This is a genomic window from Plantimonas leprariae, from assembly GCF_008802405.1.
Classification (GTDB): Bacteria; Pseudomonadota; Alphaproteobacteria; order Rhizobiales; family Rhizobiaceae; genus Plantimonas; species Plantimonas leprariae.
Map to the genome: position 1 here is coordinate 64,698 of NZ_VZDO01000008.1, position 11,020 is coordinate 75,717.

The 11,020-nt window shown below is 65.8% G+C and carries 12 protein-coding genes and 1 pseudogene; 7 read left to right on the forward strand and 6 right to left on the reverse strand.

What is annotated here, in order from left to right; genetic code table 11:
* Positions 1–17 precede the first annotated feature (17 nt).
* On the forward strand, positions 18–917 hold the full coding sequence (locus F6X38_RS11120) for a LysR family transcriptional regulator (protein WP_150969896.1): 900 nt from the start codon (positions 18–20) through the stop codon (positions 915–917).
* Between the two features lie 296 nt (positions 918–1,213).
* Here the strand turns inward: F6X38_RS11120 and F6X38_RS11125 are convergent, their stop codons facing one another.
* Positions 1,214–1,750: a hypothetical protein gene (locus F6X38_RS11125; protein ID WP_150969897.1), complete on the reverse strand. Its 537-nt coding sequence runs from the start codon at positions 1,748–1,750 to the stop codon at positions 1,214–1,216.
* A gap of 121 nt (positions 1,751–1,871) precedes the next feature.
* On the opposite strand from F6X38_RS11125, the pseudogene F6X38_RS11130 reads away from it, so the two are divergent.
* Positions 1,872–2,414, forward strand: a pseudogene (locus F6X38_RS11130) (transposase).
* A 17-nt stretch (positions 2,415–2,431) separates the two neighbouring features.
* Here F6X38_RS11130 and F6X38_RS11135 read toward each other — a convergent pair.
* Together F6X38_RS11135 and F6X38_RS11140 are read right to left on the reverse strand one after the other, a co-directional pair.
* A complete protein-coding gene (locus F6X38_RS11135) occupies positions 2,432–3,103 on the reverse strand; it encodes a glutathione S-transferase family protein (RefSeq protein WP_150969898.1) in 672 nt (223 codons plus the stop codon).
* A gap of 7 nt (positions 3,104–3,110) precedes the next feature.
* Positions 3,111–4,316, reverse strand: a complete 1,206-nt coding sequence (locus F6X38_RS11140; protein ID WP_150969899.1) for a pyridoxal phosphate-dependent aminotransferase — start codon at positions 4,314–4,316, stop codon at positions 3,111–3,113.
* Between the two features lie 182 nt (positions 4,317–4,498).
* On the opposite strand from F6X38_RS11140, the gene F6X38_RS11145 reads away from it, so the two are divergent.
* Entirely contained in the window at positions 4,499–5,119 is a 621-nt protein-coding gene (locus F6X38_RS11145) for a glutathione S-transferase family protein (protein ID WP_150969900.1), read from the forward strand.
* Here the strand turns inward: F6X38_RS11145 and F6X38_RS11150 are convergent.
* Positions 5,106–5,705 carry a superoxide dismutase family protein gene (locus tag F6X38_RS11150; RefSeq protein WP_150969901.1) on the reverse strand — a complete coding sequence of 200 codons (600 nt, stop codon included), beginning with the start codon at positions 5,703–5,705 and terminating at the stop codon, positions 5,106–5,108. The two genes, F6X38_RS11145 and F6X38_RS11150, sit on opposite strands and share 14 nt — an antisense overlap.
* A gap of 128 nt (positions 5,706–5,833) precedes the next feature.
* Here F6X38_RS11150 and F6X38_RS11155 point away from each other — a divergent pair, with 128 nt between their 5' ends.
* Entirely contained in the window at positions 5,834–6,763 is a 930-nt protein-coding gene (locus F6X38_RS11155; RefSeq protein WP_150969902.1) for a DMT family transporter, read from the forward strand.
* Positions 6,760–7,152: an acyl-CoA thioesterase gene (locus tag F6X38_RS11160; protein WP_150969903.1), complete on the forward strand. Its 393-nt coding sequence runs from the start codon at positions 6,760–6,762 to the stop codon at positions 7,150–7,152. The genes F6X38_RS11155 and F6X38_RS11160 overlap by 4 nt, the downstream gene beginning before the upstream one ends.
* A gap of 25 nt (positions 7,153–7,177) precedes the next feature.
* Here F6X38_RS11160 and F6X38_RS11165 read toward each other — a convergent pair whose 3' ends face one another.
* The gene (locus F6X38_RS11165) at positions 7,178–8,215 is read right to left on the reverse strand and encodes a TadE/TadG family type IV pilus assembly protein (protein ID WP_161992720.1); all 1,038 of its coding nucleotides are present in this window, start codon (positions 8,213–8,215) and stop codon (positions 7,178–7,180) included.
* Positions 8,216–8,506: 291 nt separating this feature from the next.
* Between F6X38_RS11165 and F6X38_RS11170 the strand changes: the two genes are divergently transcribed.
* Both F6X38_RS11170 and F6X38_RS11175 read left to right on the forward strand, forming a co-directional pair.
* Positions 8,507–8,998 (forward strand): TadE/TadG family type IV pilus assembly protein, encoded by a 492-nt coding sequence (locus F6X38_RS11170; RefSeq protein ID WP_210248887.1) that lies wholly within the window; start codon positions 8,507–8,509, stop codon positions 8,996–8,998.
* Positions 8,988–9,545, forward strand: a complete 558-nt coding sequence (locus tag F6X38_RS11175; RefSeq protein ID WP_150969906.1) for a TadE/TadG family type IV pilus assembly protein — start codon at positions 8,988–8,990, stop codon at positions 9,543–9,545. Before F6X38_RS11170 ends, F6X38_RS11175 begins: the two co-directional genes overlap by 11 nt.
* 19 nt (positions 9,546–9,564) lie before the next feature.
* Here the strand turns inward: F6X38_RS11175 and F6X38_RS11180 are convergent, their stop codons facing one another.
* Complete coding sequence (locus F6X38_RS11180) at positions 9,565–10,740, reverse strand: extensin-like domain-containing protein (protein WP_246191300.1); 1,176 nt, start codon at positions 10,738–10,740, stop codon at positions 9,565–9,567.
* Positions 10,741–11,020 lie beyond the last annotated feature (280 nt).

Here is an 11,020-nt window from a genome sequence, read left to right on the forward strand (position 1 = left end):
GAGGGCGGAGGGGGGACATGGCGCTCGACTGGGACAAGCTGCGCATATTCCACGCAGCCGCCGAAGCGGGCTCGTTCACGCATGCCGCCAACGCCCTGAATCTCAGCCAGTCGGCGATCAGCCGGCAGGTCTCGGCGCTGGAGCAGGAGATCGGCGCACCGCTCTTCCATCGCCACGCGCGCGGCCTCGTCCTCTCGGAACAGGGCGAGATCCTCTACCAGACCGCGACCGACGTGATGAAGCGGCTGGAGATGGTGCGCGCCCAGCTCACCGAGACGCGCGAGAAGCCGACCGGCAAGCTGCGCGTCACGACCACGGTCGGCCTCGGCTCCGGCTGGCTCACCGAGCGCGCCAAGGAGTTCCTCGAACTCTACCCCGAGCTCGAACTGCAGCTCGTCTTCGACGATCACGGCGAGATCGACCTCACCATGGGACGCGCCGACGCCGCGATCCGCCTGCGCCAGCCGCAGCAGCCCGAGCTGATCCAGCGCCGGCTGTTCACCGTGCACCTGCACGTCTACGCCTCGCCGGGCTACATTCAGCGCTTCGGCACGCCGGAAACGATCGGGGAACTCGACCGCCACAGGCTGATCACCTTCGGCGAGCCGGCACCGCCCTATCTGCGCGGACTCAACGCCCTGGAGACGATCGGGCGGGCCGACGGGCACGCCCGCAACTCGATTCTGCAGATTAACAACCTCATGTCGATCCGCTCGGCGATCGAGCGCGGCATCGGCGTCGGCCTCCTCCCCGACTACATGATCGACAAGGCCTCGAAGCTCGTGCAGGTGCTGCCCGAGATCGACTTGCCCACCTTCGACACCTACCTCTGCTACTCCGAGCAGCTCCGCAACGCCGCCAAGCTCAAGGTCTTCCGCGACTTCCTGATCTCGAAGGCGCGCACCTGGTCGTTCTAGAAGCCATGCGCCTCACGCATGCCTGTCATGCTGCATCGCACATGGTTCGAGCCGTCCGGGATGTTAAGTTAAAGTGCAGTCGGATCGCGGGCGAATACCTCCTCCCATTCGTCCGTCCCGACCGTTTCCTCCCAAGGACGTCCCTGACGTCCTACTCAGCCGGGCCCCGCGCCCGGCTTTTTTTTTGCCGTAGCTTTCCTCGCAATACGATTCGCGCCAATCCCGAGCGTCCGGGTTGGGTCGTTTGCGGATTTGGAGGCTGTCGTTGCTTGAATGTGCTGGTGACGTAGGCGTTCTTAGGCACGGCGTAGGGTTTTTGTCTCGTTTAGACCTGCAACGACAAACCCCCATGTAATCAGGAAGGTAATCAAACCGCTCATGAGACCAATGCGCAAACCAGAGCCATCACGTTCATTGAATGGCCTTTGAATAATATCCATACGATTTTTGCTGAGAATGACGGGAGCAAAACTTCCGACAATCTGCTTGTTTGGAAAGTAGTACGATTTATAATCCACAAATCTTCCTTCTGGCCAAGACGGCAATCGTAGTTTAAGATAAGTATATTCGTAAACGTGCCATGTCCGATCGGGATGCTGTGATTTGACTGATTCCGCCTGATCGCAAGGATAGACGCCGACAACAAGCGGAGGTCGCTTGTATCGTTCATAGCTTATTTCGCATTTCTGAACGATTCTGCTAACCAGAGCTTCGCCGTGTGGCCAGTAACTGTCTACCGCGTAGTGCAGGAGATCGTCTCCGAACGGTGAGGAGAAGAAGTAGAGTAGCGTGATTGCACCCGCGATTGCCGCCGATCTTTTGACGTATCTCATGGGCATGAAAGTATTTGGCAGACATGAACGGAGTTTTGCGAAAATACCTTCAGCATATAGGGATATCATCGTTTTAACGTGTTGGTGAACTTGGCGTTCTCTCTGTTTTCGAAGGAACGGCATGCAGACCGGTGAGCAATGGATGGTGCTGGCGCCTTTGATTGAGCCCTGTCGGCCTACCGGCAAGGCTCCGCCGCAGGATGTGCGGCGAACATCGAGTGCGATTCTTTGGCGGCACTAGAACGGCGCAACGTGGCGAGCGATCCCAGCCGAACTCGGACCGTGGCCGCGTGCCGCGCAGGTTCATCCGCTGGGCGCGGTTCGGCGTCTGAGAGAAGTTGCTGAACCTCGTCCAGACAACGGTGTCCGGTTCTAGACCGCCTGCCGGGCATACCGAAATGGGTCGTTACGGACCGCGGCTACACCAGCCACAGCTTCCGCCATCATGTTTGGAACATGGGCGCCCGGCCCGCCATCCCATCGCTGCGCCATGAGGCACCGGTCGCCTGCCCGGACTCGATCTACAACAATCGCAACCGGTTCGAGCGCCTCTGGGCGCGACTGAAGGGATGGCGAGCTATCGCCATTCGCTAAGAGAAAAATGCCATCAGCTTTCTCGGCGGTCCTCTGCCTCGCCGCAGCCCTCGATTGGCTCAAGCAATGACAGGCCCTAGTTTCTTCCTAGCCGGCCACCTTTGTCTCGTAACCCTCCAGCCGCCATTCGGCTGGTTCCTGTTCGGCTTCCGCGAACCAGCGGCGCACCAGCGGATGGTCGTGGACTTGGCCGACGTAGGCCGCCGCCTGCGCCGGCACGTCGAGCGCCCAGGTGCGAAAGCGCACGGCCACAGGTGCGAACATCGCGTCCGCGATGCCCATGAACGGCCCGTGCAGGAACGGTCCGCCGCTGGCCTTCAGCAATTCGTCCCACAGCGCGACGATGCGGGCGATGTCGGCGCGCGCCTCGTCCGTCATCTGCCGGTCGCGGGCCGCGGCGCTCGCCACCGGGCCAGCGATGTGGGGGAATGCCTTCCGCAGGCCTGCGAAGCCGCTGTGCATCTCGGCCGAGGCGCTGCGCAGGAGTGCGCGGTGCGCGCGGTCCTCCGGCCAGAGCCCCGGCGCGAACTCGGCACAGTATTCGCAGATCGCCAGCGAATCCCAGATGTGTGCGCCGTCGTGCTCGAGATACGGCACGAAGCCGGCGGGGGTCTTCGCCTTCACTTCCGGCGTCGCGCCGCCCGCCAGCGGGATCACCACCTCTTCCACATCGAGGCCGGCGAAATGCACCGCCAGCCAGCCGCGTAGCGACCAGGACGAATAACGCTTCGTCCCGATGAACAGCGTCCCGTCCGCCATCGCCGCCTCAGTTCTTCAGGGAGGCGCAGAAGCGCTGGATGCGGGCGCAGGCTTCTTCCAGCAACGCGTCCGAGGTCGCGTAGGAGATGCGGAAGTTGGGCCCGAGGCCGAAGGCCGAGCCCTGCACCACCGCGACGCCTTCCGCCTCCAGGAGTTCCGTGACGAAGTCGACGTCGCTCTCGATCACCTTGCCGGCTTCGGTCTTGCGGCCGATCAGCCCCTCGCAGGACGGATAGACGTAGAACGCGCCTTCCGGCGTCGGGCACTTGATGCCGTTCGCCTGGTTCAGCATCGAGACCACGAGGTCGCGGCGTCCCTGAAAAATCTCGCGGTTCCGCGGGATGAAGTCCTGCGTGCCGCTCAGCGCCTCGACCGCCGCCCACTGCGCGATCGAGCAGGCGCCGGAGGTCTGCTGGCCCTGGATCATGTCCATCGCCTTGATCAGGTTCAACGGGCCGCCGGCATAGCCGATGCGCCAGCCGGTCATCGCATAGGCTTTCGACACGCCGTTGATCGTGATGGTGCGGTCGTAGAGCGAGGGCTCCACCTCGGCCGGCGTCACGAAGGTGAAGTCGCCGTAGACGAGATGCTCGTACATGTCGTCGGTCATGACCCAGACCTGCGGGTGGCGCACCAGCACGTCGGTCAGCGCCTTCACCTCGTCGCGCGTATAGGCCGCGCCGGTCGGGTTCGACGGCGAGTTGAACAGGAACCATTTCGTGCGCGGCGTGATCGCCCGCTTCAGCGCCTCCGCGGTCAGCTTGAAGTTCGTCTCGATCCCCGCTTCCACGAAGACCGACTTGCCGTTGCAGATCGCCACCATCTCCGGATAGCTCACCCAGTAGGGTGCCGGGATGATCACCTCGTCGCCGGGGTTCAGCGTCGCCATGAAGGCGTTGAACAGCACCTGCTTGCCCCCCGTTCCGACGATCGTCTGCTCGGGCTTGTAGTCGAGGTTGTTCTCGCGCTTGAACTTGGCGGAGATCGCCTCGCGAAGCTGGGGAATGCCGCTGATCGGCGTGTACTTCGTCTCGCCGCGCTCGATCGCCTCGATCGCCGCCTGCTTGATGTTGTCCGGCGTGTCGAAGTCCGGCTCGCCCGCGCCGAGGCCGATGACGTCGCGGCCCTTGGCCTTCAGCTCGCGGGCCTTCTGCGTGACGGCGATCGTGGCCGAGGGCTTCACGCGGTCGAGGGCTTCGGCAAGGAACGCCATGGACGGACTCCGGCTGGGGCGGGCGGGATTGCCGCTAGCGTCTAGGCCGCGAGTGCGCGCAGACGCAAGGCGCAAAGCCGCCCGTCGCGCATGAATTCGGCTGATACGAGGGATCGCGCATCGGAATTGGCGTTCGCGACCGCCTTGCGCCATGGTCGGGCCACGCCGCCGGAGGATGCCCGATGCTCACGATCTACGGACGCCACGATTCCGGCAACTGCTACAAGCCGCGCCTCCTCCTCGCGCTGCTGGGCCGCCCGTTCCGGCATGTCGAGGTCGATTCGGAAGCCGGCGAGTCGCGGACGCCGGAGTTCCTCGCGAAGAACCCGAACGGCAAGGTGCCGCTCCTCGAACTCGCCGACGGCCGCTGCCTCGCCGAATCGAACGCGATGCTCGTCCATCTCGGCGAGGATTCGATCTACATGCCGGGCGATCCGTTCGACCGCGCCAAGATGTTCGAATGGCTGTTCTTCGAGCAATACAGCCACGAGCCCTTCATCGCCGTGCGCCGCGCGCTCACTGTCTATCCGGGTCGCGCGAGCCAAGCGACACCGGAGCGACTGGAGGCGACGCTGAAAGGCGGCGAGGCCGCGCTCGCCATCATGGACCGGCAGTTGAAGGACACGCCCTTCTTAGCCGGCGATGCGGCGAGCCTCGCCGACATCGCGCTCTTCGCCTACACTCACGTCGCGGACGAGGGCGGCTTCGAACTGGAGAAGTTTCCCGCGGTCTCGAACTGGCTGCGCCGCGTCACCGCCCTTCCCGGCTTCCAGCCGATGAGCTGGCTGCCTAGGACGCCTTGAACACGACGCCGCAGGCTACCCGCTCGCCGGCCATGCCGGCCGGGGCCGACTTGTAGTCGTCGGCCATGCCGTGGATCATGATCACCGTCCCGTCCGTGTCGTTCAAAGGCGCCTCGCCGCCGGTCATCCGCACCATCGGGTTGAACACGGCGAAGCGCGCCGTGCCGTCATCGGCCAGGACGAAGTTCGGCATGTCGCCCGCATGCGGGCCGTTGGCGGACAGGTAGCCGTGCTCCTTGTTCGTCGGGTTGTAGTGGCCGCCGGCCGATTCGAAGTTCCCCTCGCACTTCCCCGTCTGGTGGAAATGGAAGCCGTGGATGCGGTCGCCCGTGCCCTTGCCGAAACCGCTGAGGTTGGCTTCGAGCAGGAGCCCGTTCGGCGTCGGGGTGATCTTCACGGTGCCGCGGCTGGAGCCGTCCTGCGCCTTCATCTCCACCGTCACGGCCTCGCCCATCCCGGCGGCCGGCGCCGACGGCGCAGCGGCGGGCTTGTCCGCCGGCACGGGCGGGCTCGCCTCCTGCGAACGGGCGGCGGATGCAGCGGCGATGGCGGCGGTGAGGCAGGCCGTGGCCAGAAGTCGTCGCATGAAATTCCCTTCCCAGTCTGCGGGCACACGAGCCCGTCGCCGATCCTCCTTCCCGAACGGCGCGACGGGTCCGGCGTTCCCGGACGCCTTGCTTCGGACCCGGCACTCCCGGTAGTCGGAGCCCCGTCATGACCCGCATCCAGGCAAACCTCGTCCTTCTCCTCACCGGCGCCGTCTGGGGCATGGGCTTCGTCGCGCAATCGACGGCGATGGCGTCGGTCGGCCCGTGGACCTTCACCGCAATGCGCTTCGTCCTGGCGGCGCTGACCCTCCTCCCCTTCGCCGTCTGGGAGAACCGACGGCGGGGCGGCGCGCCAGCGGGCGCCGAGCTCGGCGGCTTCGCGCTGTGCGGTGCGGCGCTGTTCGCCGGCTCGATCCTGCAGCAGTTCGGCATGCTGACGACGAGCGTCACCAATTCCGGCTTCCTCACCGGCCTCTACGTGGTGATGACGCCGGCCGTCGCCTTCGTTCTGTTCCGGCAGCACCCGCACTGGGTGGTCTGGCTGGCCGCGCCCGTCGCGCTCGTCGGCCTGCTCCTCGCCGGCGGCGGGCGGCTGGAGGCCATCGGCCGCGGCGACTGGCTGACGGTCGTCGCGGCCGCCACCTTCGCGGTGCAGATCGTTCTCGTCGGCCTGTTCGCCGCGCGCAGCCACCGGCCGTTCGCCCTGTCCTTCGCGCAGTTCGCCGTCTGCGCCGTGGCGGGCCTCGCCGGCATGCTCGCATTCGAGATCGTCGACTGGACCGCGATCCTCCGGGTCTGGCCGAACATCCTCTACGGCGGCTGCGTCTCGGCCGGCCTCGCCTTCACGCTCCAGACGATCGGCCAGCGCTGGACGACCGCGTCGCAGGCCGCCATCTTCCTGTCGTCGGAAGCGGTGTTCGCGGCGCTGTTCGGCGCGATCTTCCTCGGCGAGCGCATCCCGCCGGTCGGCTATCTCGGCTGCGTGCTGATCTTCGCCGCCATGCTCGTGGTCGAACTCGTGCCGGCCCGCTGGCCCTCGCCCCGGCGCGGCGTGCATAACCAAGCCGCGAGCAGCGAAGGAGCGGCGGGACGATGATCGACGAGAATGGCGAGCGCCCGAAGGGCGACCTGACCGTCCGGGTGCCGGCCATGCCGGCCGACGCCAACCCCGCGGGCGACGTGTTCGGCGGTTGGGTGATGGCGCAGATGGACCTCTCCGCCGGCATCCGGGGCGCGGAGCGGGCCGGCGGCCGCGTCGCGACCGTCGCCGTGCAGTCGCTCGTCTTCAAGAAGCCGGTGAAGATCGGCGACGTCCTCTCGGTCTATACGCGGATCGAGAAGGTCGGCCGCACCTCGGTCACGCTCAACGTCGAGGCCTGGGCCGAGCGCTATCGCTCGCGCGCGGCCGTGAAGGTAACGGAGGCCGTCTTCGTCATGGTGGCGCTCGACGGCGACGGGCGTCCGACGCCGGTGCCGGAAGGCTGACCGGCGGCAGGCCCGCCCGGTCCGGCTACTTGATCAGCCGGACCACGTCCTGCCCCACCGTTTCCAGCTTCGGGCAGGCGATGATGATGCGGATGTCGTCGTAGTCCTGGTCGGTCCAGCCGTTGCCCGGCGGCCGGTCCTCCCAGCCGTAGTACATGTACTTGCCCGGCGAGCAGGTGCCCGTCGCGTGCTCCGGCGTCCGGTTCTTGCCTTCCGGGATGATGCCGCCCTGGCTTTTCGGCTTGCAGGACTCGAGCGACGGACAGAGCACCGTTTCGAGGATCGACCAGCCGCCGAGATTGTACTTCTCCGACATCACGCCGTTCGCATCCGCAGAGAACTCGGTATCGGTATAGTAGCTGTAGTTCTCGTTGCTCGCCTTGTCCCAGTTCGACGGGTTCCCTCGCGCCCCGCGCGAGTTGAAGAGCTGGAAGCTCAGCGTCTCGCCGGCCGCGCAGGTCGGCATCGGGTTCGTATAGGTCGTGGCGGCGTTGTCGGCGATGGCGACGCTCTGGCTGCGGCCGTACTTGTCGTTGTCGCTCTTGGCGTTCTTCTTGACCTGATCGCTGATCTTCTTGTCCTTGTTGAAGCAGTAGGCGTAGACGCGGTTGTAGTCGCCGGCCTCCGGATCGAGGAAGGTCTTCTCGGGCGGCGTGTAGATCAGCTTCGCCTGCTTGTAGCGCGCGACCGAGCGGGCGGAGATGCTGAACGAGCGGGTCGACAGCGGCAGCACGTTGGACAGGGTCAGCGGCAGCTTGCCGGACATCTCGACCGTGGCCTCGTTCAGGCCCGTCCAGCGGCCGTCGACCGCGATGCCGGTCAGTCCCGTCTCGCTCGCCAGCCCGGCCTTGATGTGGTCGAACACGGTTCGGTCGGTGCCGGCGGGTCCCTGCCGCGCCAGGGCGATCACCGCTTCGTCGGCCCGGTCCTGCAGCGTGATGCGGGCGGAGGTGCCGCGGGCGTAGTCCAGCCCGAGACCCGCCGCGCCGAAAAGCGGGATGGCCGCCAACCCCGTCACCACGGCGAAGTTGCCGCGTTTGTCGTTGAGGAAACGGCGCAGCATCGGAATCTCCTTTACGAATGCACCGAAGATGGGGGAGGAAACTGAATTCCAGCCGAAGCGAAAGGCTCGAATTCTAATTGACGCGACCGAAATGCATGAAAGGCGCAACATGATGAAAGTCGCGGAAACCATATTCGGCGACGATATTCTCTCTTAATACTTGCTTCACTGCCGTCGAACCACTCTGCCGCATTCGCCTGCGAGGGCTGCAAGGGTTCCATGCGCACATTCCGACCGGCAGGCAGAAAGGCCTTGGCGACGGCACGCAGCTTCGCTCGCGACCGTCTGGGCATGACGGCGATCGAGTTCTCGATCCTCTGCTTCCCGTTCTTCCTGCTGCTCTTCGCCGTCTTCGGCACTGCGAGCGCCTATATCGGCGAGCTTGCGATGGACAATGCCGTCGCCAAGCTGTCGCGCCAGCTCAGCACTGGCCAGGCGTCGAACACCTCGATGAGCGCGGCCGATTTCCGCAAGGCGCTCTGCGCCGAAACCTACGGCCTCTTCACCTGCTCGAAACTGCAGATCGATGTGAAGAGCTACGCGAAGTACGCCGACTTGCCGAAGGGCGCGCCGCTGGCAGGTTCCGGAAACAGCAAGACGCTGGATACGTCCGGTTTCGGCTATCAGGTCGGCGCGGCGAACAGCATCATGGCCGTGCGGGTCTATTACGAGTGGCCGATCCTGATTTCGCCGCTGCAGGCCTATTTCTCGCCGATGAGCAACGGCTCGTACCTCGTCGGCTCGATGGTGGCATTCAAGACGGAGCCGTACGATGCGAACTGAGCGTCTGCGCGCCCTAGACACCACCCGGCGATGGCGGCGGGACATCGGCGGCGTCGCCGCCATCGAGTTCGCCCTGATCATGCCGGCCCTGGTTTTCCTCTATCTCGGCTCGGTCGATCTGACGACGGGCTGGACCATCAAGCGAAAGGTGTCGCATTCGGTCAGCGCGATGAGCGATCTGGTCACGCGCATCAACACCCTGACGAAGAGCGACCTCGACGACATCTTCAAGATCGGCGACGCGACGATGACGCCGCGCGCCGCGGCACTCGGCACCGCCAAGATCACGGCAATCGGCGTCGATGGCACGGGCAAGGCGAAGGTGACCTGGTCCTACGCCCGAAACACCACGAAGGATACGGTCGGAACTCTCGTCACGCTCCCGTCCGATCTGGCGGGCCTGAAGAACGTCAGCCTTGTGAGAACCAGCGCGAGCTACGACTACACGCCGCCCGGCGCGTCGCGGGTGATCGGCACGGTGAAGCTCGAAAAGCAGATCTACGGCCAGACGCGGACGGGAACCGCGGTCGCCTGCACCGACTGCTGAGATAGTCGCGACGGCGGCTCTACTTGCACACGGCGCGCCGGCGCTGCTTCAGGTCGAGATGCAGGTGGTCGGCATGGTCGCGGTTGTAGCCGGGGCCGAGCACGGTGCCGAAGTAGCGGCAGGCCGAGCGTCGCACCGTCTGCTGGAAGTTCTTCTCGCCGAACGCGAACATGCCCTTCTTGCGCACGTCGAAGTTCGAGCCGTCCGCCAGTTGGAAGCCCGCCACGTCGAGCGCGTTGCCCGAAGCGTGCTCGCTGATCGTGCGCGAGCCGGCGATGCGCGAGCAACGGTAGGACGAGGCGTTGAACAGCGTCGTCGGCTGCGTCCAGAGGTTCTTCTTCGCCGCCGGCTTCACCTCGTTCGACACCCATTGCGAGACGCGAAGCGCCGTCATGCAGTTCAGGACGCCGGCCGGCTTCATCGCGACGCCGGGCGAAATCTCCGTGACCTTCACCGGATAGTCGACGCCGCAGCTTCGCCCGCGCGAGATCGTGGAGACGTCGACGAAACGGACACCGAGCTTCGCGAGGGCCCGGCGACACATCATCTCGTTCTTCGGCATGAGCTGGTAGCCGGTCGGCGTTTCCGCTTCCAGCGCGCCCCGCCCCGGCAGGTCGCTCGCATCCGTGCGGCTGCGGGCGGACGGCGCCGGCTCCAGCGAGGCATAACTCGGCAGGTCGCGCGCGGCGGCCTTGCGCTTTTCCCGCGCGCCCGGCGTCACGGTCTTCAAGCCTTCCCACGGGTCCGTTTCGGCCGGTGCATAGGCGACGGCGGGGTCCGGCTCGTCGACCGCGCGTGGCGCGGCGAGCGGCGCCGGGATCGCGGGAGCGGCCTTGGCGAGTTCCGTGTCGGGCTTCGCGTCCGGCTCCGCCGCACCGTCCTCGCCGGCCGACTCGCGCCCTTCGCCTTCTTCCACGTCCTCGCCGGGCTCCACCAGCTTCGCCGCGTGCGGCTTCGGCGGCTCGATGCCGGCGACGTAAGGCGCCTGCACGATGTCCTGCACCTGCGGCACAGGAGCCGCGCCGTCGAGGCCGACCGAGGGAACGTAGACGACCTTCTCGCCCGGCTTGCCAAGCTGCGGCACCGGACCGCCCCAGACGTATTTCGTCGAGCCGGTCGTGATCGGATCGATGTCCTGCGCCGCGGCGACCAGCGCGCCCGCCACCGCGATACAGGCGGCGACGGACGCAGTCACCGGCCATCCACCGAAACGCAAAACCATGTGGAGGCCCTTCGTCTCCGCGACACTCGAGCGGACAATTCGAAGATACTGGCAAGATGGTAAGCGAAGGATGAACGCCCCGTTCGGGAACCGGTAAGAATCCGTTCCAGAGCTCCTCGACAGCGGACCGAGGAATCGTCCGACTCCCGGGCGCTGGCAGATGCCGTCGATACCGGCGGTCCGGCAGGCGGCCGAGACGCGTAAGGGCACGTCCCGAACCGAAAGACCGGGCCTCCTGTCGCGTGGTGTACGT

Coding starts and splice junctions, on each gene's coding strand:
- F6X38_RS11170 (WP_210248887.1), top strand. CDS start 8,507: ATGACGGCGATCGAGTTCTCGATCCTCTGCTTCCCGTTCTTCCTGCTG.
- F6X38_RS11160 (WP_150969903.1), top strand. CDS start 6,760: ATGATCGACGAGAATGGCGAGCGCCCGAAGGGCGACCTGACCGTCCGG.
- F6X38_RS11175 (WP_150969906.1), top strand. CDS start 8,988: ATGCGAACTGAGCGTCTGCGCGCCCTAGACACCACCCGGCGATGGCGG.
- F6X38_RS11155 (WP_150969902.1), top strand. CDS start 5,834: ATGACCCGCATCCAGGCAAACCTCGTCCTTCTCCTCACCGGCGCCGTC.
- F6X38_RS11150 (WP_150969901.1), bottom strand. CDS start 5,705: ATGCGACGACTTCTGGCCACGGCCTGCCTCACCGCCGCCATCGCCGCT.
- F6X38_RS11165 (WP_161992720.1), bottom strand. CDS start 8,215: ATGCTGCGCCGTTTCCTCAACGACAAACGCGGCAACTTCGCCGTGGTG.
- F6X38_RS11125 (WP_150969897.1), bottom strand. CDS start 1,750: ATGAGATACGTCAAAAGATCGGCGGCAATCGCGGGTGCAATCACGCTA.
- F6X38_RS11135 (WP_150969898.1), bottom strand. CDS start 3,103: ATGGCGGACGGGACGCTGTTCATCGGGACGAAGCGTTATTCGTCCTGG.
- F6X38_RS11120 (WP_150969896.1), top strand. CDS start 18: ATGGCGCTCGACTGGGACAAGCTGCGCATATTCCACGCAGCCGCCGAA.
- F6X38_RS11140 (WP_150969899.1), bottom strand. CDS start 4,316: ATGGCGTTCCTTGCCGAAGCCCTCGACCGCGTGAAGCCCTCGGCCACG.
- F6X38_RS11145 (WP_150969900.1), top strand. CDS start 4,499: ATGCTCACGATCTACGGACGCCACGATTCCGGCAACTGCTACAAGCCG.